Consider the following 23,530-nt stretch of genomic DNA (forward strand, 5'->3'; position numbering starts at 1 on the left):
ACCGGAGCAGGCACGGTCACGAGCGAAAGGATTCAGCCCACTGGCACCGCGGCAACGGATGACGGAGGGGCTCCTGATGTGGCTTCGCCCCGTCGAGGAGCAGGGGACCGTGCCCACCCGTCTGCACGCAGCAAGTGGACTCCGTCCACGCGGGCGCCCGCGGGATGCCGGCACACCGTGAGCGTGTGGATGCCGTTGACTACGGTTTCTCGTAAGGAGGTTGAGCCGTGGGGAACGTGTTTCACGGCGGCGGGGGGCGTTCTCTCGGCCTGTCCAACGGTGGCACCGATGTGTTCGTCGCCGTACTGATGCTGGCGGCCTCCGAACTGGCCCGGGAACCGTGGGACTTCCGCTTCGCCGCGCTACTCGCCTTCCAGGACCAGGCGTTCATGGGGCGCGGCACCGTCGGCTTCGACCTGGACGACATCGACTGGGGCACCACCCGGGCCGAGCAGGAGCGGGCGAAAGGCTTTGTTCTGGACGTGGTGGACCTCGCCCTGCGCCGGCACCGCTGGGACGAACTGGGCTACGAGCCGCCATACGCCTCCCGCTACCTGCGCCAGTTCAAGGAGATGGTGGAGAACTTCACCCCAGGTCCGGGAGGAGAGGAGTTCCCCGAACCGCACGAGGCCCTGGCCGCCTGCTGCGTACGCCACCGGCTCCTCAACTCCCTCCCCCACTGGGACGGCTGCCTGCTGTGCAACACGGATCCGGGCTGCTGAGCAGGAGGCTTTTCAGGCTGCCGATGTGGGTCCTGACAGGGGCTCTTCGGGGGTGCCGTCCACCACTTCGCGGGCCACGGTCTGCAAGGGCCGGCGGTGGGAGCGTGCGTGGGAGCGCAGCAGGCCGAATGCTTCCTCTGGTGAGCACTGCCGGCGTTCGGAGAGGATGCCTTTGGCCTGTTCGACCACCACCCGGGAGTCGAGCGCGTGCTGCAACTGCCCGTTACGGCGCAGGAGATCCTGGGCAGCGAGACCCACGGCGCACGCGTCGACCAGGTTCCGGGCCGCGATGTGATCGCCGCGGAACAGCGGCCTCTCGTCCAGGAGGTACATGACCAGCGCGCCCAGCGTCCGCCCCCGATGATGCAGGGGCAGGCTCGCGACCTGGCAGACTCCCGCGCAGGCCGCCTCCTCGGCGAAGCGGGGCCAGCGAGTGGACGTCCCGTCCACGAACGTCTCGTTGAGGGCGGTACCGGTGTGCAGGGTGTCGAGCGTCGGCCCCTCGCCACGGTCGATCTCCACGCCTTGCAGCCGCGCGGCCAGTGCTCCGCTGTGCCCCTCGGTTCTCCGCCCGCCGTCCTGCTGCGCGTGCCACACCAGCACGGCTGTCTCGACGGTGTGCCCGCGGCTCGCCAGGCGGTCGCGGGCGCTCTCGGCCAGTCTCTCCACTCGCTGGGGGCTGCTCTCCCTCCCCCAGGCGTCGGCCAGTTCCAGCAGCTCGGAGGCCGACGCCCATGTGTCGTCCTCTCTGCCGTCCTCGCCTTTGCCTGTTCCGGCCTCCACGCTGTGACCCCGCCCCTGCCGCGTGTTCATGATTCCTTCCGTTCCGTTTGATGCCGGTGGCTGCCGTGTCCTCCCCGACCCGGCAGCCCTCACCGGAACGTACGCCCGACGCCCATATCCGGGCTCGATCTCGGCGTTGACCCTACGACGCCGGAACGGAGTGGGTCAGCCCCACATGTGGCGCTACGGCTGAAAAGGAGCCCCCGCCCTGTCCGACATCTGGAACGCGCCCGCTGAGCTGCAGTTATTCACACAGGGCGTGGGAATGATCACGTTGGGTTCCGACTGTATTCGTTCGGTGAAGCCCTCCCCTCGGGTGAGCGCGGACCGCCCGAGTTCGGCGGGCGACCTGGTGAGCCCCGGCCTCCGGGGCCTGTTGACGCTCCGGACTCCGGGTGCTGCGGCCTTCTGACGTGGCCTCATGGATCCATCCGGGGGCGCCAGTTCGGCGCGTGTGTCTCATGTGTCGCGTACGTGCCGCGTCACGGCGTCGGCGGTCGGGTTCTGCTGCCGTTGTCAGTGGCAGCGGATAGCGTGCTCGGACAGTGGTGGCAGGGTGTCAGGCCGCCCCCGGCTCAGCGCCCTCGACGAGGCAGGGGCGGCATACCGCGTTCCGCGCGATGGGGCGGTCTCCCCCACCGCGGGTCCGGTACCGACGAGAGGAGCCCGTTCATGCGCATCGTGGCAATCGAGTTCATGAGCCTGGACGGTGTCGTGCAGGCTCCCGGCGGCCCTGGGGAGGACACCGACGGCGGCTTCGAACACGGCGGCTGGTCGCAGCCGTTCTTCGACGAGGCGCTGGGCGACGCGTTCGACGACGCGCTCTCCCACGCCGACGCGCTGCTGTTCGGCCGTCGCACCTGGCAGGCGATGGCCGCCGCATGGCCCGGGCGGACCGGCGATCCCTTCGCCGACCGGATGAACAGCATCACCAAGTACGTCGTGACCGCCGCCCTCGGCGACGACAAGCTCTCGTGGGACAACACCAGCCGTATCCCCGGCGCCGAAGCCGTTCCCCGCATCCGGCAGCTGCGCGCCCAGGACGGCGGCGACCTGCTGGTGATGGGCAGCCCCACCCTCGTGGCCGCCCTGCTGCACGAGGGCCTGCTCGACGAACTCCGGCTCCTGATCGAGCCCGTGATCCTCGGCGGCGGCAAGACGATCTTCCCCGAGGACGGCACTCAGCACACATTCGCGCTCGTCTCGAACGTCACCAGCGACAAGGGTGTGCACGTGTGCACCTACCGGCCGGCCGCCGCACAGTAGACAGGCACCGCGTCTGCTGCCGGGCCCTCGCCACGAGGAGCCGGGTGGCGGGTCCCGGAGGAGTGGAGTGAGTGATGACAGAGCCTCAGGTCTTCGCCACAGCCGACGCGTTCACCGCCTGGCTGGAGAAACACCACCGGGACGCCGATGAGATCTGGCTGTTCCTGCCGAAGAAGGGCACCCGGGCGGCGTCCCTCACCCGGTCCGAGGCGCTGGACATCGCCTTGTGCTTCGGCTGGATCGACGGCAAGGCTGCCGCCGCGGCGAGCATGCCGGAGGGCTGGTGGGCGCAGCGGTTCACTCCGCGCAGGCCGCGCAGCATGTGGTCGAGGATCAACTGCGAGCGGGTGGAGGAGCTGATCCGCACCGGGCGGATGCGGCCTGCCGGGCTCGAACAGGTCGAGCGCGCCAAGGCCGACGGTCGCTGGGCCGCCGCCTACGACCCGCCCGGTACCGCGGAAGTCCCCGACGACCTGCGGCGGGCCCTGGCCGAATCACCCACAGCGCAGGCCGCGTTCGACCAACTCCCCGCCTCTCGCCGACGGGCGGGGACGCGGCGGACGCCGTCGCCTGACGGCGCACGCCGGTCCCGGGCCGCTCCCACTCCCCCGCCGGAAGCCGTGGCGCGGTCTGGCCCGGAGCCACACGTACGTCGGCGACCACGGTGGTGGGTTGCCGCGCAGGCCGGCGCCCTGAAGGGAGGTGAAGGCCATGCACATGTGGCTCGGGAACCCGGCGAGGTCATCGCCGCGAGAGCTCCTTGTGCGGTGTGCCGGGTCAGTAGTCGATGCGGTCGGACTTGGCGATCCAGGCGTCGAACGGGGCCGTGCGGTTGGGCAGATCGAGGTGCTCGACCGTCATCGGCCACTTCTCCTGGGGCTTCTTCTCGAAGAGGTCGTAGAACTTGCGGTCGTCGAATCCGCCGATCGCGGCGTCGTGGCGGTCGGCGGAGAAGATGATCCGGTCGACGCGCGACCACAGGGAGGCGGACAGGCACATCGGGCACGGCTCGCAGGAGGTGATCAGGACGCAGCCTTCGAGGGAGAAGGTGTCCAACTTCCTGCAGGCGGCGCGTATCGCGTTCACCTCGGCGTGCGCGGTCGGGTCGAAGGTTGAGGTGACCTGGTTGTTCGCGGTGGCGATGATCTCGCCGTCCTTGGCGATGAGGGCGCCGAACGGGCCTCCGCCGGTCATGACGCTGTCGGTGGCCAGGCCGACCGCCTGCTCCATCCAGGTGCGCTCCTGGAGGCTGGTGTCGTAGGCGTGCGTGGTCACGGTCGCTCCTTGGTGGTGGGTGGTGAGCTGCGGTCGTGCGCCGGCGACGTGTTCCGGTGGTACGGACGTGGTGCAGGGGCGGCCGGAGCTCGGCGGCTTGTGTAAGGCAGTACATCGCTCACCGGCTGGGGGCGGCCAGGCAAGGAAGGCATGAAAACCGCGCTGGGCAGAGCCCGTGATTCGTAGACTTCTACAACCCCAAGTGCGCTGGGGTGTTGGGCGATTGCACCTGCACTGGGCCGTGGTCCGGGATGGCGGGAAGGCCCGCGCGAGTGCGCGCGTGCGCCGGGCCGCGCCTTCCCGTGCCTTCCGGCACGTGCCGGTACGCGACCGGCCCGGCCGGCCTGTGCGGCCCGGCCGGTCTGTGCGGCCTCGCGCATTATCGGCCGCCGGGCAGTGCGTGGGCTGCGGTGTCCGCTGTCGGCGCCGCTCGCATGTGGTCCTGTTCGATGGTGTGGAGCAGGTCTGCCGCGACGCTCACCGCGATCGTGGCGGGTTCCTTGCCGGTGATCTCGGGCATGCCGATCGGGGTCTTGATCCGGTCGATGGTGGCGTCGTCGTGGCCGCCCTCGGTGGCCAGGCGGTGCCGGAAGCGCGTCCATTTGGCGGCCGAGCCGATCAGTCCGATCGAGCCGAGATGGGTGGTGCGCAAGGCCGCGTCGGCCAACGCGGCGTCCTCGGCGTGGTCATGAGTCATGATCAGGACATGGGTGCCGGGCGCCAGTTCCGCGAGTACCTCTTCCGGGAGCAGCGGTATGTGGTGCACGTGGACCTGCGCCACCGCGTCCGCGAGTACGTCGAGGCGTTCGTCGGTGAGCATGTCGGCGCGGGTGTCGGTCAGGTGCAGATCGAGGTTGTGGCGGGCGAGGATGCGTGCCAGCTCCAGCCCGACGTGCCCGACGCCGAAGACGGCCACCGCCGGGACCACCGGCAGCGGTTCGAGCAGTACGGTGACGGCTCCGCCGCAGCACTGCACACCGTGCCGGTTGGTGACCTTGTCGTTGAGGGCGAAGTCCATCAGCTCCGGCTCCGGTCGGTGCTCGCCGATCAGTTCGCGGGCCCGGTCGATCGCCACGGCCTCGATGTTGCCGCCGCCGATCGAACCCCAGGCCTCGGTCTGTCCCACGACGAGTTTGGCCCCGGCCCGGCGGGGCGCGTGGCCGCGCACGGTCGCGACGGTCACGAGCACGCCGGGTTCCCGGTGTGCTCGCAACCGCGCGACCGCGGCCATCCAGGTCATGTCAGGCATTACTCAGAGCACTTGTGCCGGTGGTGACCTCGCTGCCGTTGCGGGCGTGGCCGTTGTGCCGCGCCTCGCTGCCGCGGGCTGCTTCGACCGCCCAGTACACGGCCTCCGGGGTCGCGGGCGAGGCGAGATCCACGCTGACTCCGGCGGGCCCGAAGGCGGCGGCGGCCTGCCGCAGCGCTTCCCGTACCGAGAAGGCCAGCATCAGCGGAGGTTCGCCCACCGCCTTGGCCCCGTAGACCGCGCCCTCCTCGGTGGCGTTCTCCAGCAGGGTGACGTTGAACTCCTCGGGCATCTCCGAAAAGCTCGGCAGCTTGTAGGTGCTCGCGGCCTGGGTCAGCAGCCGGCCGCGGTTCGGTCCGTCGCCGGTGTCCCAGCGCAGGTCCTCCAGCGTCAGCCAGCCGGCGCCCTGCACGAAGCCGCCCTCGACCTGACCGAGGTCGATCATCGGGGACAGGCTGTCGCCGACATCGTGCACGATGTCCACGCGCCGGATGCGGTACGCGCCGGTGAAGCCGTCCACCTCGACCTCGGTCGCGGCGGCGCCGTAGGCGAAGTACTTGAACGGGGTGCCGTGGAAGGTCTTCGCGTCCCAGTGCAGGCCCTCGGTCCGGTAGAAGCCGGCCGCCGAGAGCTGGACCCGCTGGAAGTACGCGGTGCGCACCAGGTCGTCCCAGGCCAGCTCCGTGTCGTTGCCGAGGGCGCGGGCGACGCCCCCGGTGATGCGGACATCCGAGGCGTTCGCACCCAGCTGGGTGCCGGCCACCTGCAACAGTCGCTCGCGCAGCTGCTCGCAGGCGTTCTTGATCGCCCCACCGTTGAGGTCCGAGCCGGAACTGGCCGCGGTGGCCGAGGTGTTGGGCACCTTGTCGGTACGTGTGGGAGCCAGCCGTACCTTGTGCAGCGGGATACCCAGCGTGGTCGCGGCCACCTGCAGCATCTTGGTGTGCAGGCCCTGGCCCATCTCGGTGCCGCCGTGGTTGATGAGGACCGAGCCGTCCTTGTAGATCAGCACCAGCGCGCCGCCCTGGTTGAAGGCGGTGAGGTTGAACGAGATGCCGAACTTGACTCCTGTGAGGGCGAGTCCGCGTTTGGTGTGCGGGTGCGTGGCGTTGAAGGCCGCGATCTCGCGCCGGCGGTCGGCGATGCCGCCGTCCTCCTTGACCTGCTCCCAGACCGCGGAGATCCGCTCGGGGTGGGCTACGGGCTGACCGTACGGCGTGGCCTGGCCCTGCCGGTAGAAGTTGCGCTCGCGCAGCTCCATCGCGTCCAGGCCGAGCAGTGGCGCGCACCGGCCCATGATGTCCTCGATCACCAGCATGCCCTGCGGTCCGCCGAAGCCGCGGAAGGCGGTGTTGGAGACCGAGTTGGTCTTGGCGATGCGGCCGGCGACGCGCGCGTTGGGGATCCAGAAGGTGTTGTCGATGTGGCACAGCGCGCGGGCCAGGACCGGTTCGGACAGGTCGAGGCTCCAGCCGCCGTCCGCGGTCAGGGTGGCGTCCAGGGCCTGGATACGGCCTTCGGCGTCGAAGCCGATCTTCCATTCGGCGTGGAATCCGTGGCGCTTGCCGGACATGGTCAGGTCCTGCGTGCGGTTGAGCCGCAGCCGTACAGGCCGTCCGGTGAGCTTCGCGCCGAGTGCGGCGATGGCGGCGAAGCCGTGCGGCTGCATCTCCTTGCCGCCGAAGCCGCCGCCCATCCGCAGGCACTGCGCGGTCACCTCGTGGCTGGCCACCCCCAGCACGTGCGCGACGATCTCCTGCGTCTCGGAGGGGTGCTGGGTGCTGCTCTGGACGAACACCTGCCCGTTCTCGTCGATGTGGGCGAGCGCCGCATGGGTTTCGAGGTAGAAGTGCTCCTGGCCGGAGAACTGGAACTCGCCGGTGAACACGTGCGCGGAGTCGGCGAAGCCGGCGTCGATGTCGCCGGTCAGCATCTGCGGCCGGGCGCCGTGGAAACTGCCCGCCGCGATCGCTTCCTTCAGCGTGAGCACTGCGGGCTGTTCGTCGAGTTCCACCTGTACGGCCGCCGCACCGAGCCGGGCCGCCTCCAGGGTCTCGCCGAGTACCCAGGCGACCGCGTGGCCGTGGAACATGACCTCGTCGGGGAACAGCGGTTCGTCGTGCTTCATCCCTGCATCGTTGATGCCGGGCACGTCGGCGCCCGTCAGTACGCGGACCACGCCCGGTACGGCGAGCGCCTCCTCGGTGTGCAGCGCGGTGATCCTGCCGTGGGCCTTCATGACCTGGACGGGGTGGGCGTGCAGTACGTCCTTGGTGCGGTACACCAGGTCGTCGGTGTAGAGCGCGGTGCCCGTGACGTGCAGGGACGCGCTCTCGTGCGGCATCGAGACGCCGACGAGAGGCTTTTCGGGACGCTGGGACAGTTGGCTCATGACGGCACCGCCTCGTTGGTCTGTGCGTACAGCTTCAGCAGGCTCTGGCCGAGCATCGCCGAGCGGTAGCCGGCGCTGGCGCGATGGTCGTCCATCGGCGTGCCCTGCGCCTGCAGCACCTGCGCCGCGTACTCGACGGTCTCCGAAGCCCACGGGTTGCCCTCCAGGACCGCCTCGGCGGCGAGGGCGCGGATCGGGGTGGCGGCCACGCCGCCCAGGCCGATACGTGCCTTGCGGACGATCCCGTCCTCGATGTCGAGCGCGACGGCGACCGCCACGCTGGAAATGTCGTCGAAGCGCCGCTTGGCGATCTTGTGGAAGGCCACGACCGGCGACTGCGGCAGCGGGATGCGCACCGCGCGGATCAACTCGCCCGCCCTGCGCACACTTTGCCGGTAACCGGTGAAGTAGTCGGCGAGGGGGACCTCGCGCTCGCCGTCGGCGTCGGCGAGGACCACCGACGCCTCCAGTGCGAGCAGCACCGGCGGGCTGTCACCGATGGGCGAACCCGTGCCCAGGTTGCCGCCGAGGGTCGCACCGTTGCGGATGAGCCGGGACGCGAACTGCGGGAACAGCTCCGCAAGCAGCGGGACGCCGCCGTCGAGGCGGCGTTCGATCTCGGTGAGCGTCAGCGCGGCCCCGATCTCGACGTGGTCGGATTCGACGCGCAGCTCCCGCATTTCGGGAAGCCGGTCGACGGCGACCACGCAATCCGCCCTGCGGGAACGGATGTTGACCTCCACGCCCCAGTCGGTACTGCCCGCGACCACCATCGCGTCGGGCCGCTCGCGCAGCAGCCGCAGCGTTTCGGCCAGGGTGGTGGGGCGCAGGAACGTGCTGCCGTCCTGGGCGTATTCGGTGGCGACCGGTTCGGGCGGAGACTGCTCGCGACGCTGCGCCAGCGGGTCGTCGTCGGTGGGCGTACCGACGGCGAACGCGGCATCGCGAATGGGGCGGTAGCCGGTGCAGCGGCACAGGTTGCCACTCAGCGCGTGCAGATCGAAACCGTTCGGGCCGTGCTCCGAGTCGACGCCGCCCGAGTCGGGGCTGCCGGAGTCGGTGCTGCCGCCCGAATCGGCGTGCGCGCAGCGGTCGGGACGGTAGTACTCGGCGGCCATGCTGCAGATGAACCCCGGTGTGCAGTAACCGCATTGGGAGCCGCCGCGGACCGCCATCTCCTCCTGCACCGGATGCAGCGTGGGCGGCGTGCCGGGTGCGCCGGCGGTGGCGATCCCCTCGGAGGTGACGACCTCCTGGCCGTCGAGGGCCGCGACCGGGACCAGACAGGCGTTGACCGGCACCCAGTCGGTGGGCTTGTCCACCCCGGGACGGGCCACCATGACCGAACACGCGCCGCATTCGCCCTCGGCGCAGCCTTCCTTCGTCCCGGTGAGGCCACGCTCACGCAGGAAATCCAGGACCGTTGTGTGCGGTGCGGACGGGGAAATCGGTGCCTCTTTCCCGTTGACCGTGATCCGCGCGGCTACCATGCCACATCCTCATTCCGTTGCGCGGTCGTTCTGACTATCCTGTTCGCCATTTCAAGGGCTTTCTATTTCGGTGAAGCGGCCTGAGAATCCGAGAATCCGGGGCATGAATCAGCGCGCGGCGACGCGCCGCAGGCAATAACAGAGGCAGGAAAGCGCCGGGGCCACGATCGGGCACGCCGGCAAGGGGCTGCTCAGCAGCCGTGGGCTACGCGTCAGCAGCCGTGTGCGACGCGGCCCGGCACCCAGGCGGTCTGCTGCACAAGGCGATTCAGGTCGGAGAGGCTGGACATCCGACTTCGCCTCCTTCGGCAGCAGCTCATGAGTTGGTCCGCCCGAACCTAGGCAGCCGCGGACCCACCGTCAAGACGACCTGCGAAGACCGGCAACTCTTCGGAGGAAGCTACAGCGATGCGGCCGGTTACCTCGGAAACGATTGACCAATCACACAAGTAGATACGGCGAAAAGATTTCCCACGGGAAATGCGTCGTCGCTGTGGGCCCGCCACACGTCCCTGCCTGATGCCTCCGGCACACGAGGCCGCAGTGAAGAAACAAGCGGCCTCGCCGCCGCGACATCCGGGTCCACATCCCCCGTTGTCCGGTGGCGAGTTGGGCGTCCGGCGGCGAGTTGGCGCGGCTTGCGAGGCCGCGTTCTGACAGCTTGCGCAGGCTGGGTCTCCGGGCCTGACCGCCGGCTCGTGAGGGCCTCATCGCCACGGAAAGAGCCGTGTCCGGGACTTTCTCCTCTGGTTGAGCCGGAGTGCGGATCGGTTGAATGCAGCCATGCGCGCGAAACGGTCGCCCTCGATACGGGCCGTCCCCGTCCGAAGCCCCGGGGTACGGCCTCTTCCGCGCCACGCGCCATACCCCCCTGAAGCTCTGCACGCCCCGGAGGAGGACTCCGTGATCCCGATCAACATCGGCACCCAGTACGTACGCGGTGACATGCCCGTCGTACGCATCGATCCGCAAGGCGCCCCGCTGTCGGACCTCGTGACAGCCCGGATCCAGCTCCTTCCGGAAACCGGCATCGAGGCGCACTCCTACGGAGATTCCGAAGTGGTCCTCACCGGTGTCGACGGCACGCTCGATGTGGGTGGGCCGTGCCGCGGCGCCACGCGGGTGACGCCCGGCATCTGCGTCATGGTGCCGCGCGGTGAGCTCTTCACCCTCCGCAACCGCACGTCCCGGCCGGCCACTGCCCTCGCCGTCTTCTCCCGCGGTGAACTTGTCGACGGGCTGCCGCGCTCGCGTCACGCCCGGCGCCCCGAAAAGATCCTGCACGCGGCCGCCTGACCGCCCCGCCCGGCCACCCTCACCTCGTACCCCTGGCCGGAACGCCCCGCCCCCGCCCGCGGACACCGTACGGCCCCGGCTCCTGAGAGCCGGGGCCGTCGTCCCGGTCGCCCTTCCCCCGGGCGCCGCGCAGGGGCGGCAACACCGCATGCCCTGCGGTCAGTTGGTGTATCTGATACGGGGCGGGGCGGGCTGCCGCATGCCGTCGCCGAGGTGGAAGGAGGGGTGCGGGGGCTGGTTGTAGGCGACGTTCTGCCAGGCGACACCGAGGCGGTACTGCGGGTCGTGCATCAACGTACGCAGGCGGTGCGTTGTGGTGTCGGTGGTGGTGTACAGGCGCAGTTTCGTGCTGTCGGCGGAACGGTAGAGGGCCTCTTCGCGCCAGTCGCCGGCCAGGTCGGCCTGGAGGACGGGGTTGCCCTTCGTACCGTTGTTGGTCTGGGCGTCCTGGGGCTGAAGGATTTTGCTCTGGGTGTGCTGCTTCCAGTCCCACTTGGCGATGTAGGGGTGGCTGATGTCGCTGTCCTCGCTGTAATCGTGGTCGAGGATCTCGCGCAGCGGATCGGCGTCCCACCAGATCATGTGGTTGGCCGACGGGATGCTGTTGCTGATCAATGTGCCGTCGGCGGCGCGCAGTTCACCCGCCTTCGAGTTCCATGCGCCGGTCTTGGTCACGGCCCACGATTCGGCTCCCGGATGCCGGGGGTCGATGTCGCCGGCCGCGCCGCGGCCGGTGTCGCGTTCGGAGGGCATCGAGTGCAGCACGCGACCGCTGGCCGCGTCCCGGAACGTGGCGCCGCGGTTGCCGCTGCTCTTCATGTCCTCGTGGGTGGCGAACACTTCCTGCCCGGGACGGGACGGGTCGAGATCGCTGACGTGCAGCGCGTCGCCGTGCCCGAGCTTGGTGCTGTAGAGCGGGCCGCCGTCGTCGTCCACCGCCATCGATCCGTAGACGATCTCGTCCTTGCCGTCGCCGTCGACGTCGGCCACCGAGGTCTGGTGGTTGCCCTGCCCGGCGTAGTCCGCGCCGGCCTTGTCGGAGTCGAAGGTCCAGCGCTTCTTGAGGTGTTCCCCGTCGAAGTCGTAGGCGACGAGGACCGAGCGGGTGTAGTAGCCGCGGCTGAAGACGAGGCTGGGGTGCCGGCCGTCGAGGTAGGCGACGGAGGCGAGGAAGCGGTCGCTGCGGTTGCCGTCGCAGTCGCCCCAGTCGCACACGTTCCCGCGGCCGGGTGCGTAGTCGATGGTGTCGACCGCCTTGCCGGTCCGCCCGTTGAAGACGGTGAGGGTCTCCTTGCCCTTCAGAACGCGGCCGTTGGCGTCCCGATGGTCCGCGTCGGCGTCACCCAGGGTCCGGCCGGTGCCGTCCACGGTGCCGTCGGCCGTCTTCATCGCGACCTCGGCCTTGCCGTCCGAGTCGGCGTCGTAGACCAGCATCTGTGTGTAGTGGGCGCCGGCGCGGATGTTGCGCCCCAGGTCGATGCGCCACAGCCGGGTGCCGTCCATCCGGTAGGCGTCCACGTACACGTTGCCGGTGTAGCCCGTACGCGAGTTGTCCTGCGAGTTGGTCGGGTCCCACTTCTGGATGAGCTCGTAGCTGCCGTCACCGTCGACGTCGCCGACGCTCGCGTCGTTCGCCCTGTACGTGTACTTCTTGCCGTCCGGGGTGACGCCCCCGGCGGGCTTGTCCAGCGGGATGTCGCGCGCCTGCTCCGCCTGTACGCGGAACTCCCGCGTACGTTCCTTCTCGCGGCCGTCGAGGACAGTGGCGATGCGGTACACCGAGTCCCTGGTGCCGCTCTTGTCAAGGAAGTTGGTGCTGCCGGTCAGCGGCTTGTCGGTGATCTTCCGGCCGTCCCGGTAGACGGTGAAGCCCACCGTCTCCGGGTCCAGTCCGAGCATCCGCCACCCCAGATAGACCCCGCCCTCACGGGCGACGGCCACCGGGGCGCGGTCCAGCTTCTCCATCTGCCGTACGGGTTGGCCGGCCGCCGGCGTGGCCGCCGCGGCAGGCTCCGCTGCGAGGTTGTGGGGCGGGGCCGCGGTGGCCACGAGTGCCGCCGCGGCGACAAGTCCCGTACCGATGACGGCTTTTCGGTACGCGGCGGGCGCACCGGCCGGGGTTCGTCTTCGAGCAGGGGTCACGACTGCCACCTCGGGGGAATCGAAGGATGTGAATCGTTCCAACTGATGCGGAGCGAGACACTTCCATCCCCCTGGCCCCGGGTCAAGACACGTGCGTCATCAACTCGGCGTGGACTGTGGGCTGTTGCCGTGGTGCTGCGGCGGGGTGGCCCTCCGCCGGCTGACGCGACAACGCCGCGCGCCCGGCGGGGCGGAAGGCCCGGCCGGGCGCGCGGCGTATGGGAGGGAGGGGTGCTTACGGGTGGTACTTCTCCTCGACCGTCTCGGCACCGGACTTGTCGCTCATGGTGACGCGGACGGTCACGCTCTTCTTCTTCGCGGCCTGCTCCAGCTCCTCCACGGTGCACTTCGCGGTGCCGTAGCCGTCGTCGCCGAGGGACACGCTGCCGCTGTCGTCGGAGCAGATCGCGGCCGCGCCGAGGATCGTCGTGGCGTTGGCGACGAAGAACGCCTGGTCCATGCCGCCGTCCTCGGGCTTGACGATCAGCTTGCCGGGGGCCAGGTACTCCAGCTTGCCCACGATCACCCGGTGGTTGCCCGCGTTGGCCACGCCGCTCCCGTCGGGCGTGGAGGTGCTGTCGGCCGCGGGCTTGCTGTCGGCGGTGGGCTCACTGCTGCCCTGGTCCTGCGAACCGGCGTTCTCCGAGGAGTCGTTCGTTGCCTCGGGCGCGGCCGAGGAGCTTTGCGAACCGGCCGAGGGCGAGGATTCCGAGGAGCCGGCGGCGCCCGCCGAGTCGGAGCCCGGCCCGCAGGCCGTGGCCCCCAGGCCCAGTGCCGCGGCGGCGACGAGGGCGGTGGCGAGGCGGCGGCCTGCGCGGCCATGGAGGCGGGGGGTGGCGGTGTTCATCAAGTTCTCCCGTTGCTCTGATCTCTCGGTTTCGCTCCCGGACGAGAACCAGCTTCCAAGATCGCCTTGACGTTCCACTAACCAGCGCTAACGAACGGCTAATGCGGTGCGCTGCGCGTTCGCCGCCGACACGGGGCGGTCGACACAGGGCTGTCGACATGGGGCTGGAGCACACCGCCGGCTCCGGCGGGACGGTCACGCGGTGGGCGGGCCGACGCGTGCACGCGGGCCCTGGACTTCATGCGCCGCGGTTCGGCGCGGTGCTGCGGCTGTTGGCGTTCGCGGCGACGCGCCTGATCGCGGCCCGCGGCGGCCCAAGCGGAAGTTCGGCGCGGGTCCACAGTGGCCGCCCGGCCCGGCCAAGGGCCGTGGTGAACCGAATTGAACGCCACAACACCCCCTTGTCGGGGCCGTCCTAACGGCCTTTCGCGTCAGGAGAGTTGTCGGATGCAGCGAAGGGAGGCCTCCGCGGCCGGAGGATGCACCAATCTTCGGTGCTCGCGTTGCGCGGGCGCCGGAGGGGCGATCTAGAGTGACGGCCGACCCGACGACAGCGACATCAGGCCGGGACCTCGCCGCATCACGACACCGGGGCCTGTCTGATCGTTCCCCCACCCCCCACCTGTCCAGGAGGTCTCGTTGTCTCGCCTGCCCAAGTACCTCATACCCGCCGGCGCCGCCGTCGTGTGCGCGATCGCCGTGGGTGCCACGTCCTCGCTGGGCGCCACCGCTCCCTCGTCCCACTCCCATGCCGCGTCCCCCTCCCTCAGCCGGCCTCACAGCAACACCGCCTCCGCCGGCGCCCGTTCACTGCTGTGGGACGGCGACGCCTCGCACGGCCTGGGCGTCTTCGGTACCACCCTGTGCGACGCTCCCGGCGGCGTCACCGTCGACGACTGGGGCACCTCCCGCGGCAAGATCTTCAAGTTCAACAAGCCCATCGGCGTGCCGCGCTGCGAGGCCCACAACGTCAAGACCGGCGGCGGGGAGTACCCCTTCGCCGACGGCAAGACGTACTGGTTCGGCTGGGATTCGATGACCAAAACGGGCGACGCGCAGACCGTCTTCCAGTGGAAGTCCAACGGCGCCAACGACGAACACAGCCAGAACTACCCGGTCCTGATGAAGGTCGAGGACGGAAAGCTCAAGGTCTGGTACGTGGCCCCGGGAGAGGAGTGGATTCCGATCGGCACCGCTCCGTGGTCGGCCGGGCAGTGGCACTCGGTCCAGCTGGGCATCGCGACCAGTTCAGGCTCATCCGGCAGCCTGTCCGTCTACCTGGACGGCAAGCGGATCGCCTCCCGCGACGACGCCCGCACCTGGGACGACAAGGGCAACAAGCCGCGCTGGGGCACCTATTGGGGCACCGATGACAGCACCGCCTCCATCAACTGGCTCGACGGGCTGAAGATGGGCACCACCCGCGCCGACGTCGACTGACCCGCGCCGTACGGGGGGGCGGTTGCCGTGGTCGGTGCCCGCCCCCGTACGGCGATACCCGCCCGCCGGGGCATCAGCCCTCGCGGTGGACCAGGCGGAAGTCGGCGGGGTTCAGGGTGCGTGTGCGGGCCGCGTATTCGGCCATGTAGCCGGGCCAGTTGGCGATGATGCGGCCTGTGTCGTCGCGGTACCAGGAGTCGCAGCGCGTCCATGCGGTGCCGGCGAAGCGGGCCTGCACCTCCCGGTCGTCGGCGGCCTCCACCTCCGGGCGTACGTCGAGGGCCGCTGCACCGCTGCCGTGGACGTGCTGCAGGGCCTGGCGCAGGTAGCCCGCCTGCGCCTCCAGGAAGTGCAGGATCGAGCCGCCCGAGGTGTTCGTGTTCGGCCCGTACATGAGGAACATCGAGGGGAACCCGGCCACCGTGATGCCCAGATGGGCACGCGGTCCGGCCGACCAGGTCTCCCGCAGGGAGCGGCCGCCGCTGCCGGTGATCTCCATCGGGAACATGAAGTCGCCCGCGCGGAAGCCCGTTCCGTAGATGACGCAGTCCACCTCGTGCACCCGGCCGTCGGCCGTCTCCGGTCCCTCCGGGGTCATCCGCGCGATGGGGTCGGTGACCAGTTCCACGTTCTCCCGCTGGAGCGCGGGCAGGTAGGAGGAGCTGAACAGCACCCGTTTGCAGCCGAAGGTGTAGTCCGGCCACGCCTTGCGGCGCACTTCGGGGTCGCGCAGCTGCCGGCGCATGAACCCGGCGGCGCGCAGCCGGACGAGCCGGCCGACAGTCTCGGGGCGGCGGATGGCGGCGGTGATGGCCTCCGCGTAGTGGAACAGGCAGCGGCGGCGGAGCCGTTGCAGGGCTGGTACGCGGCGCAGCAGCGCGGTGAGTGCGGGCGGGTAGGGGCGGTTGCTGCGTGGCAGGAACCAGTTTCCGGTGCGTTGGAAGATGGTCAACGGGCCGGTGCGGGAGGCGATTTCGGGAACGAACTGGACGGCGCTGGCGCCCGTGCCGATGACCGCGACGCGTTTGCCGTCGAGGGCGTAGTCGTGGTCCCAGCGTGCGGAGTGGAAGCTGTGTCCGGCGAAGCGGTCGAGCCCCTCGATACGGGGCAGGGCCGGCTGGTTGAGCTGGCCGGTGGCCGCCACCAGTGCGTCTGCCTGCCACACGTCGCGGGTTCCGGCCTGGTCCTCGGTGTGGACGTTCCAGCGGCAGGTGTCGTCGTCCCAGTGGCAGGCGGTGACGGTGGTGCCGGTGACGATTTGCTTGTCGATGCCGAAGTCGCCCGCGACGCCGTGCAGATACTCCAGGATCTCCGGCTGCTCCGAGCACAGCCGGGGCCAGTCGGTCCGCTGTGCGTAGGAGTACGAGTACAGGTGGCTGGGCACGTCGCAGGCCGCGCCCGGATAGCGGTTGTAGTGCCAGGTGCCGCCCGCCTGGGGCGCCGCCTCCAGCAGGGTCACGTCGTCGAAGCCGTGCCGGGCCAGTTCGACCGCGGCGGCGATGCCGCCGAATCCGGCGCCCACGATGACGACCTTCATCCGCCCTCCTCCTCCGACGAGCTTCCGGCCGCACCCAGCACCCGGCGACGTCGCAGGTCTGCGGCCCCGCTGCACGGTGACGGCTCCCGGGATGTCTACCACCGTGGCGGCGAGTTCACGAGGATCCGACGGCCCGGGTGTCACCGGGACGGCACCGGTACGCAAGCGAACCACCGGTACGGAGGGGTGCTGCCGGTACGGAAAGGGGGCCAGGCCGCAGAAGCGGCGCCCTTCGCGCGCGGCAGCCGTTCAGGGGGCTCAGCACTCACCCCGCCCCGGTGACCCACGTCACATTCGACTCCTGTCAGCAATCGGGACGCCGTCTCGTTCGAAGTGCACGTGAACGAGATGGGAGCAACGCCATGAAGCACCGCATCGTCGTACTCGGCGCCGGATACGCCGGGGCCTTCGCCGCCGGGAATCTGGCCCGCCGGCTCTCCCCCGCCGATACCGAGATCACTGTCGTCAACGCCGTGCCCGACTTCGTCGAGCGGATGCGGCTCCACCAACTCGCGATCGGCCAGGACCTCGCGTTCCGCAAGCTCGCCGACGTGTTCGCGGGCACCGGGGTGCGGCTGCGCCTGGCGCGCGTCACCGGCGTCGACCCCGACCGCAGGACTGTCGCTGTCACCGGAGAGGACGGCGAGGACGAGCTCGCGTACGACACTCTTCTCTACACGCTCGGCAGCTCCGTGGCTCACCAAGGCGTTCCCGGTGTGGCCGAGTACGCGTTCGACGTGACCGGCCGGTCCTCGGCGCTGCGTCTGCGCGAGCGTCTGGCCCAACTGGGCGAGGGAGGCACCGTGTTGGTCGTCGGTGAGGGGCTGACCGGCATCGAGACCGCCACCGAGTTCGCCGAGTCCCGGCCCGACCTCTCGGTCGCGCTCGCGGCGCGCGGCGACCTGGGCGCCTGGCTCTCCCCGAAGGCCCGCCGTCACCTGCGCCAGGCCTTCGACCGGCTCGGCATCACCGTCCACGAGCACACCGGCATCGAAGGCGTCGAGCCGGAACGGGCGATCGCCGCCGACGGTACGTCCGTTCCGGCCGATGTGACGGTGTGGGCGGCCGGGTTCGCCGTGCACCCCATAGCGGCCGCCAGTGGCCTGGAAGTTGCCGGGACCGGCCAGATCGTCGTCGACCGCACCATGCGCTCGGTCTCGCACCCGGACGTCTACGCCGCCGGTGACTGCGCCTACGCGATCGGCGAGAACGGCCGGCCGCTGCCGATGTCCTGTGCCTCGGCCGGTTACACCAACATGCAGGCGACCGCCGCGATCATCGCGCGTCTGACAGGCAGTGAGGTTCCGGCCACCGGGCTGAAGTATCACGGCAACCACATCAGCCTCGGGCGCCGGGACGCGATCTTCCAGATGGTGGACGGGGATGTCCGGGCGAAGTCCTGGTATCTGGGCGGCCGGAGCGCCGCGCGGCTCAAGTCGGGCGTGCTCAAGGCCGCCGGGTGGGGCATCGTCCACCCGACCTTCGGCATGCCGAAGCGCAGGCGCCGTCTGGCCACCGTGCCCGACCGGGCCGGCACGAGGGTCGTCGCCTAGGTGGCGCCGCGTAGGTTGTTCCGCATGGACAGCGCAGCCGTCGACCGGTTCGAGGCCAGCCGGGGACGGCTGACCTCGCTCGCGTACCGTCTGCTCGGCTCGGCCGCCGACGCCGAGGACGCCGTACAGGACACGTTCCTGCGCTGGCAGGCCGCAGGCCGCGAACTGGTCGAGGTGCCGGAAGCGTGGCTGACCAAGGTCGCCACCAACATCTGCCTCGACCGGCTCCGTTCGGCGCAGGCGCGCCACGAGCGTACGGCCGGTGCCTGGCTGCCCGAGCCGCTCCTCGAGGGCGACCCGATGCTGGGTCCGGCCGACACGTTCGAGCAGCGCGAATCGGTGTCCTTGGCCGTACTGGCCCTCCTGGAGCGCCTGTCACCGGTGGAGCGGGCCGCTTACGTCCTGCGTGAGGCCTTCTCGTACAGCCACGCCGAGATCGCCGGGATCCTCGACGTCACCGAGTCCGCGAGTCAGCAGCATGTCCACCGGGCCCGGGTCCGGGTCGCCGCCGAGCGCCGTCGCCATGGCGAGGCCGATCCCGCGTCCGCGCGCCGGGTCGTGGAGGAGTTCCTCGCCGCCGCCACGTCGGGGCGCACCGAACGGCTGGTGGCGCTGCTCACCGAGGACGTGACGGCGGTCTCGGACGGTGCCGGGCTGGGCAGGCGGCTGTTGCGGTTCGAGACGCGCGAGCGGGTCGCCTCCTTCGTGCGGGCCGGCTTCAAGCCCACGCCGGCGAAGCGGCGGCTGGCCGGCGGCTCGCCCGCGTTGCATATCGCGCTGGTCAACGGCTCTCCGGCCGTCCTTGCCGTGGTCGACGGCCGGGTCGTGGGCACTGTCGTGTTCGAAGTCGGCGACGGCAGGGTCGCGTCCCTGCGCGGCATCGCCGCCGCGAACCGGCTCACGCGCCTCAACGAGGCCTGGCAACAGCACGAACCCGACGCACCGGTCATCGACGCCTGGTGACCGGGGCCGCCGGACAACACGAAACGTCCGGACCCAAAACCCGGTTCACCTTGCAGAGTTGACGCCGTCCGGGTCGGAGAACCTCAACAGCCGCGTGTCGGCGGCGGTTTGGGATGTGCGGCGGGGGTGCGGCAGTCATCCGCGCTGGGTGGGGAACCGTTCCGGGGTGCGGCGGGCGGACGCGGGGCGTTGGTCCCAGAGGGCGACGACGAGGAGGGGCAGCACGCCCAGCAGCGAAGGGGACGCGAGAACGATGAACGCCCACTCCGGCGGGTCCTGCCAGGGGCCGGTCTGCCACATGACGCCGCACGCGCCGCCGACGGTGACGCCGACGCAGAGGGCGAGGAAGAGGCTCGCTTTCGCGACGCGGGCCCCGCCGGTACGGGTGGCGGGACGGTTCACCAGTTTGGTCTTGGCTTCACCGGGGGCGAGTTCGCTCTGCGGACGCACCCGCAACAAGGCGGCCGCCACACCGGCCATCAGCAGCACGACGCCGGCGTACACGAACACCGGCGCGAACACGGAGCCGATGGACTTCGCCGCGTACGCGTCCACTCCGTCCGGCCCCAAGTGCTGCGGTACGCGGTCCGGCAGCCGCGGATAGGCGGCCGCACCCCACGCGGCGAGCAGCCCGAGCAGGGTCAGACTGGGCGTCAGCCACCACCAGGGGTACGGGGACGGTTCCGTTGTCTGCCGGGCCGTTCTGTCCCCGCCGTACTCCATCGCACTCCTCCCGCACCACACGCACCTCGTCACCGCCCGGCCGACCGCGCAGGAGCGACGGGCGTGCACCCGTCCCTATCAGCCGCGCCGCACCGGGCACAGGCGGGGGTCGCAACCGAAGGGATGTACGGGACGGGGCGGGGCAGTGCGGGCACGCGAGTGCGCCCTGCCCCGGCGTCCGGGCGGCTTGACGGGCCGTCAGGTTCTGACGGGGCTCCCCGTACTCCCCCGCCTCCGCCGGGGGCCGAGCGCTGCGGATGTGGCGGACGGGGCGTACGAGCAGGCTGTGTGGCCGGGGACACAGTCCGGGGCCGGATGACGGAGAGCGGATCTTGCGTTGCGCAAGGCGGAACGCACTTTCCTCACGACTCTTTTCTCACCCCCCAGGAGCTCTCCCGTGATATCCAGCGATCCTGCCGCGCGTGCGGCGCAGGTGCTCTCCCGTCCGTTCTCGCTGGGCAGCCTCAGCGTGCCGAACCGGATCGCCATGGCGCCGATGACCCGCGAGTTCTCCCCCGGCGGCGTGCCCGGCGCCGATGTCGCGGACTACTACGCGCGGCGTGCCGCCGGCGGTGTCGGCCTGATCATCACGGAGGGTACGTACGTCGACCATCCGTCCGCGGGCACCAGCGACCGGGTGCCGCGCTTCCACGGTGCGGAGCCGCTGGCCGGCTGGGAGAAGGTCGTGCAGGCCGTGCACGCGCAGGGCGGCACGATCATGCCGCAGCTGTGGCATGTGGGGATGGCCCGCGAGGCCGGCGCCCCGCCGTTCCCGGACGCGCCGCCGTCCGGCCCCTCGGGTCTCGCCCTCGACGGCACGCCCGCCGGGCACACGATGACGCAGCAGGATCTCGACGACGTGGTGGAGGCCTTCGCCCGTGCCGCGGGCGAGGCGGAGCGCATCGGCTTCGACGGAATCGAACTGCACGGCGCGCACGGCTACTTGGTGGACCAGTTCCTGTGGGAGGGCACGAACCGGCGTACGGACGGCTACGGCGGCGACCTCACCGCCCGTACCCGTTTCGCCGCCGAGATCGTGGCCGCCTGCCGCGGCGCCGTCTCCGAGGACTTCCCCATCGTGTTCCGCACCTCGCAGTGGAAGATGGGCAACTACCAGGCGCGGCTGGCCGATTCGCCGCAGGAGCTGGAGGGCGTGCTGGCGCCGCTCGCGGCGGCCGGTGTGGACGTCTTCCACGGTTCGACGCGGCGTTACTGGGAGCCGGAGTTCGAGGACTCCGACCTCAACCTCAGCGGCTGGATCAAGAAGCTGACGGGCAAGCCGTCCATCACGGTCGGTTCGGTCGGCCTGGACAACGAGTTCATCAGCGCGTTCAAGGGCGAGAAGTCCGCGGTGACCGGCATCGAGCGGCTGCTGGAGCGGATGGAGCGCGACGAGTTCGACCTCGTCGCCATCGGCCGTGCCCTGATCGCCGACCCGGAGTGGGCGGCGAAGGTCTTCGCGGGCCGCACCGGCGACCTCGTACCGTTCGACGCGGCGATGCTGGGCTCGCTCAGCTGAACAGTTCCCTGAACTGAGGTGCCCCTCGGGGGTGCTGCCGTCGTTCGCACGGCAGCACCCCCGCAGGTGCCGAACGGCGGGCGTACGGAGCCCCGTTGGGCTCCTGCGGCCTGTCCAGCGGCCTGACGGGCCTCGCCGGACCACTGCGGCGTACAGGTGAATTTCGGCAACCCCTCGGCGATCCGCGAGTTGGACACGGTGACCACGTCCGGATTTCCGTACCCGAGAAGGACACACCGTGCTGAAGCAGATCCTCTCCACCGCCGGAGTCGCCGCCTCTCTCGTCGGCGCCGTCGCCATGACCGCGCCGCAGGCGTCCGCCGCAGAACGGACCGACGCGACCGCCCACACGCAGGACGACAAGGGCCCGAAGAGCGACGTGCCGCTGGTGGGCAAGACCCTCGACCAGGTGCCGGTCCTGCGCGGCAACGGCGTGCACAACAACCTCGGCAGCTGACGCCGCCCCGCCCCTCCCCACACTGCCGCGTCCCGCCCTCTCCGGGCGGGGCGCGGTGGTGCGTTTTTGGGAGGGCTGAAAGTGTTGCCGGCAGGGATCACCGGATATGAACGCCCCGCGCGCATGTCCGCTGCGCGCCCCGGAGGACGCGCCGCCCGCGCCGGGGCCCGACCAGAAGTGCGAGGCAGCAGTATGCAGTTCACCCCCACCGCGGCAGGTTCGGACGGCAGTGCGGGCCGCGGCCCGTACCGTCGGCTCGTGCTGCGCGGCGTCAACGTCATCGACGGTACGGGCGCCCCGCCGTACGGGCCCGCCGACGTCGTCGTCGAGGGCGGGAAGATCTCCGCGATCGTCTCCGCGGGCCGCAACACCGACATGACGCAGACGGGGCAGCGGACAGACGGCGACGCCGAAGTCCTCGATCTGCACGGGCAGTACGTGATGCCGGGCCTCGTCGACGCGCACGCGCACATCGGTGCCGCCGAACAGGGCCCGGACGCCGACTACCACTACCGGCTGTGGCTGGGCCACGGCATCACCTCCGTACGCGAGCCCGGCTGCCTCGGCAACGGCGTCACCTTCACCGTGCGCGAGGCCGGGCGGGCTGCGGCGAACGCGATCACCGCGCCGCGAATCGTGCCCTACGCCGCGTTCGGCGCGGGCCGCGGCGAGCCCTTCCGTACGCCGCGCGACGCGCAGCAGTGGGTGTCCGAACAGGCCGAACTGGGCGCCCGCGGCATCAAGTTCTTCGGCGCGCCGCCGGACATCTTCGAGGCGGGACTCGCCGAGGCGAACCGGCTGGGCCTCGGCAGCGCCTGCCACCACGCCCCCTCCGACGTCGCCCGCGTCAACGCCCTCACCACGGCCCGCTGGGGCCTGGGCAGCATCGAGCACGGCTACGGGCTGCCCGAGGCGATGTTCACCGACCGCCGCGTCCAGCGCTTCCCCGGCGACTACAACTACAACGACGAACACGACCGGTTCGCCTGGCTGGGCCGGCTGTGGCGGGAGGCCGCCGAACCGGGCAGCCGCATGTGGGAGGAGACCGTCGACGAACTCGTCTCCCTCGGCACCGCCATCGACCCCACACTCGTCGTGTACGTCGCCTCGCGGGACGCCGCGCGCGCCCGCGGCCGCGAGTACCACCGCGACTACTCGGCCCCGCAGTCCTGGCAGTTCTTCCAGCCCGACCCCGTCAGCCACGGCTCGTTCTTCTACGACTGGGGCACCGAGGAAGAGGTCGCCTGGAAGGAGAACTACCGGCTGTGGATGACGTTCGTCCGCGACTTCTACCTGCGCGGCGGACTCCTCACCACCGGCTCGGACGCCGGATTCATCTACAACCTCTACGGGTTCGGGCTCATCGAGGAACTGGAACTGCTCCGCGAGGCGGGGCTGCACCCCCTGGAGATCGTGCAGTGCGCCACCTCCCACGGAGCGCGGCTGCTGGGCCTGAAGAACACCGGCACCCTCGAACCGGGCAAGACCGCCGACCTGTTGGTCATCGACGAGAACCCCCTCGCCAACCTCAAGGTCCTCTACGGGCACGGCCACCTGCGCATGCAGCCCGACGGCACTCTCGCCCGCGTCGGCGGCGTACGGCGCACCATCAAGGACGGCATCGTCTTCGACGCGCGGCAACTCCGCGCCGACGTACGCGAACAGGTCGCCGCCGAACGCGAACGCCTCGCCGTCCCCGCCCCGTTCACGCCCTGACCGTCCTTCGTAGTACCTGAGAGGGATGCGCAGAGATCCCCTGCGATGGGGACGCCGTGCGGTGGTGCACGGGTCATGACGCGGTCGCCAGTACAGGCATCGAGTGGCCCGTCACTCGCATCGCAACCGGCACGCCCCATGCCCCTGCGCGCGCCGCCAG

Annotated in this window: 18 protein-coding genes and 1 pseudogene; 10 read left to right on the plus strand and 9 right to left on the minus strand. The window is 70.5% G+C overall.

What is annotated here, in order from left to right:
• Nucleotides 1-227 precede the first annotated feature (227 nt).
• Nucleotides 228-722: a hypothetical protein gene (locus tag AC3AGO_RS00435; RefSeq protein ID WP_487818038.1), complete on the plus strand. Its 495-nt coding sequence runs from the start codon at nucleotides 228-230 to the stop codon at nucleotides 720-722.
• Nucleotides 723-734: 12 nt separating this feature from the next.
• Here AC3AGO_RS00435 and AC3AGO_RS00440 read toward each other — a convergent pair whose 3' ends face one another.
• The gene (locus AC3AGO_RS00440) at nucleotides 735-1,535 is read right to left on the minus strand and encodes a GAF and ANTAR domain-containing protein (RefSeq protein ID WP_487818039.1); all 801 of its coding nucleotides are present in this window, start codon (nucleotides 1,533-1,535) and stop codon (nucleotides 735-737) included.
• A 642-nt stretch (nucleotides 1,536-2,177) separates the two neighbouring features.
• On the opposite strand from AC3AGO_RS00440, the gene AC3AGO_RS00445 reads away from it, so the two are divergent.
• Both AC3AGO_RS00445 and AC3AGO_RS00450 read left to right on the plus strand, forming a co-directional pair.
• A complete protein-coding gene (locus AC3AGO_RS00445) occupies nucleotides 2,178-2,771 on the plus strand; it encodes a dihydrofolate reductase family protein (protein WP_487818040.1) in 594 nt (197 codons plus the stop codon).
• Between the two features lie 74 nt (nucleotides 2,772-2,845).
• Nucleotides 2,846-3,310, plus strand: a pseudogene (locus AC3AGO_RS00450) (YdeI/OmpD-associated family protein); the annotation flags it as partial.
• Between the two features lie 238 nt (nucleotides 3,311-3,548).
• Here AC3AGO_RS00450 and AC3AGO_RS00455 read toward each other — a convergent pair.
• The 4 genes from AC3AGO_RS00455 to AC3AGO_RS00470 form a co-directional block, all read right to left on the minus strand.
• Nucleotides 3,549-4,001, minus strand: coding sequence for a nucleoside deaminase (locus AC3AGO_RS00455; protein ID WP_487824496.1), 453 nt, complete (start codon nucleotides 3,999-4,001; stop codon nucleotides 3,549-3,551).
• Nucleotides 4,002-4,425: 424 nt separating this feature from the next.
• Entirely contained in the window at nucleotides 4,426-5,286 is an 861-nt protein-coding gene (gene xdhC, locus AC3AGO_RS00460; protein ID WP_487818041.1) for a xanthine dehydrogenase accessory protein XdhC, read from the minus strand.
• A 1-nt stretch (nucleotide 5,287) separates the two neighbouring features.
• Nucleotides 5,288-7,687: a xanthine dehydrogenase molybdopterin binding subunit gene (gene xdhB / locus AC3AGO_RS00465; protein WP_487818042.1), complete on the minus strand. Its 2,400-nt coding sequence runs from the start codon at nucleotides 7,685-7,687 to the stop codon at nucleotides 5,288-5,290.
• On the minus strand, nucleotides 7,684-9,177 hold the full coding sequence (locus AC3AGO_RS00470; RefSeq protein ID WP_487818043.1) for a xanthine dehydrogenase small subunit: 1,494 nt from the start codon (nucleotides 9,175-9,177) through the stop codon (nucleotides 7,684-7,686). The genes xdhB and AC3AGO_RS00470 overlap by 4 nt, the downstream gene beginning before the upstream one ends.
• 903 nt (nucleotides 9,178-10,080) lie before the next feature.
• On the opposite strand from AC3AGO_RS00470, the gene AC3AGO_RS00475 reads away from it, so the two are divergent.
• On the plus strand, nucleotides 10,081-10,473 hold the full coding sequence (locus AC3AGO_RS00475) for a hypothetical protein (protein ID WP_487818044.1): 393 nt from the start codon (nucleotides 10,081-10,083) through the stop codon (nucleotides 10,471-10,473).
• A 159-nt stretch (nucleotides 10,474-10,632) separates the two neighbouring features.
• Here AC3AGO_RS00475 and AC3AGO_RS00480 read toward each other — a convergent pair whose 3' ends face one another.
• Together AC3AGO_RS00480 and AC3AGO_RS00485 are read right to left on the minus strand one after the other, a co-directional pair.
• Nucleotides 10,633-12,615: a rhamnogalacturonan lyase gene (locus AC3AGO_RS00480; RefSeq protein ID WP_487818045.1), complete on the minus strand. Its 1,983-nt coding sequence runs from the start codon at nucleotides 12,613-12,615 to the stop codon at nucleotides 10,633-10,635.
• Between the two features lie 235 nt (nucleotides 12,616-12,850).
• Nucleotides 12,851-13,462 (minus strand): hypothetical protein, encoded by a 612-nt coding sequence (locus AC3AGO_RS00485; protein ID WP_487818046.1) that lies wholly within the window; start codon nucleotides 13,460-13,462, stop codon nucleotides 12,851-12,853.
• Nucleotides 13,463-14,101: 639 nt separating this feature from the next.
• Between AC3AGO_RS00485 and AC3AGO_RS00490 the strand changes: the two genes are divergently transcribed.
• Complete coding sequence (locus tag AC3AGO_RS00490) at nucleotides 14,102-14,902, plus strand: heparin lyase I family protein (RefSeq protein ID WP_487818047.1); 801 nt, start codon at nucleotides 14,102-14,104, stop codon at nucleotides 14,900-14,902.
• Between the two features lie 73 nt (nucleotides 14,903-14,975).
• Here the strand turns inward: AC3AGO_RS00490 and AC3AGO_RS00495 are convergent, their stop codons facing one another.
• Complete coding sequence (locus tag AC3AGO_RS00495) at nucleotides 14,976-16,439, minus strand: flavin-containing monooxygenase (protein ID WP_487818048.1); 1,464 nt, start codon at nucleotides 16,437-16,439, stop codon at nucleotides 14,976-14,978.
• Nucleotides 16,440-16,801: 362 nt separating this feature from the next.
• Here AC3AGO_RS00495 and AC3AGO_RS00500 point away from each other — a divergent pair, with 362 nt between their 5' ends.
• Together AC3AGO_RS00500 and AC3AGO_RS00505 are read left to right on the plus strand one after the other, a co-directional pair.
• On the plus strand, nucleotides 16,802-17,992 hold the full coding sequence (locus AC3AGO_RS00500; RefSeq protein WP_487818049.1) for an NAD(P)/FAD-dependent oxidoreductase: 1,191 nt from the start codon (nucleotides 16,802-16,804) through the stop codon (nucleotides 17,990-17,992).
• A gap of 24 nt (nucleotides 17,993-18,016) precedes the next feature.
• Nucleotides 18,017-18,955 carry a sigma-70 family RNA polymerase sigma factor gene (locus tag AC3AGO_RS00505; RefSeq protein WP_487818050.1) on the plus strand — a complete coding sequence of 313 codons (939 nt, stop codon included), beginning with the start codon at nucleotides 18,017-18,019 and terminating at the stop codon, nucleotides 18,953-18,955.
• A 135-nt stretch (nucleotides 18,956-19,090) separates the two neighbouring features.
• On the opposite strand, the gene AC3AGO_RS00510 is transcribed toward AC3AGO_RS00505, so the two are convergent.
• A complete protein-coding gene (locus AC3AGO_RS00510; RefSeq protein ID WP_487818051.1) occupies nucleotides 19,091-19,678 on the minus strand; it encodes a DUF1648 domain-containing protein in 588 nt (195 codons plus the stop codon).
• 397 nt (nucleotides 19,679-20,075) lie between these two features.
• On the opposite strand from AC3AGO_RS00510, the gene AC3AGO_RS00515 reads away from it, so the two are divergent.
• The 3 genes from AC3AGO_RS00515 to AC3AGO_RS00525 all read left to right on the plus strand — a co-directional run bounded on the left by AC3AGO_RS00515 (nucleotide 20,076) and on the right by AC3AGO_RS00525 (nucleotide 23,370).
• Nucleotides 20,076-21,197, plus strand: a complete 1,122-nt coding sequence (locus AC3AGO_RS00515; RefSeq protein WP_487818052.1) for an NADH:flavin oxidoreductase — start codon at nucleotides 20,076-20,078, stop codon at nucleotides 21,195-21,197.
• Nucleotides 21,198-21,435: 238 nt separating this feature from the next.
• Entirely contained in the window at nucleotides 21,436-21,654 is a 219-nt protein-coding gene (locus tag AC3AGO_RS00520; protein WP_487818053.1) for a hypothetical protein, read from the plus strand.
• 192 nt (nucleotides 21,655-21,846) lie between these two features.
• Nucleotides 21,847-23,370 carry an amidohydrolase family protein gene (locus AC3AGO_RS00525; RefSeq protein ID WP_487818054.1) on the plus strand — a complete coding sequence of 508 codons (1,524 nt, stop codon included), beginning with the start codon at nucleotides 21,847-21,849 and terminating at the stop codon, nucleotides 23,368-23,370.
• Nucleotides 23,371-23,530 lie beyond the last annotated feature (160 nt).

Source organism: Streptomyces sp. BL1 (genome assembly GCF_057628045.1).

Coding starts and splice junctions, on each gene's coding strand:
- AC3AGO_RS00440 (WP_487818039.1), bottom strand. CDS start 1,535: ATGAACACGCGGCAGGGGCGGGGTCACAGCGTGGAGGCCGGAACAGGC.
- AC3AGO_RS00445 (WP_487818040.1), top strand. CDS start 2,178: ATGCGCATCGTGGCAATCGAGTTCATGAGCCTGGACGGTGTCGTGCAG.
- AC3AGO_RS00455 (WP_487824496.1), bottom strand. CDS start 4,001: ATGGAGCAGGCGGTCGGCCTGGCCACCGACAGCGTCATGACCGGCGGA.
- xdhC (WP_487818041.1), bottom strand. CDS start 5,286: ATGACCTGGATGGCCGCGGTCGCGCGGTTGCGAGCACACCGGGAACCC.
- xdhB (WP_487818042.1), bottom strand. CDS start 7,687: ATGAGCCAACTGTCCCAGCGTCCCGAAAAGCCTCTCGTCGGCGTCTCG.
- AC3AGO_RS00470 (WP_487818043.1), bottom strand. CDS start 9,177: ATGGTAGCCGCGCGGATCACGGTCAACGGGAAAGAGGCACCGATTTCC.
- AC3AGO_RS00485 (WP_487818046.1), bottom strand. CDS start 13,462: ATGAACACCGCCACCCCCCGCCTCCATGGCCGCGCAGGCCGCCGCCTC.
- AC3AGO_RS00495 (WP_487818048.1), bottom strand. CDS start 16,439: ATGAAGGTCGTCATCGTGGGCGCCGGATTCGGCGGCATCGCCGCCGCG.
- AC3AGO_RS00500 (WP_487818049.1), top strand. CDS start 16,802: ATGAAGCACCGCATCGTCGTACTCGGCGCCGGATACGCCGGGGCCTTC.
- AC3AGO_RS00505 (WP_487818050.1), top strand. CDS start 18,017: ATGGACAGCGCAGCCGTCGACCGGTTCGAGGCCAGCCGGGGACGGCTG.
- AC3AGO_RS00510 (WP_487818051.1), bottom strand. CDS start 19,678: ATGGAGTACGGCGGGGACAGAACGGCCCGGCAGACAACGGAACCGTCC.
- AC3AGO_RS00525 (WP_487818054.1), top strand. CDS start 21,847: ATGCAGTTCACCCCCACCGCGGCAGGTTCGGACGGCAGTGCGGGCCGC.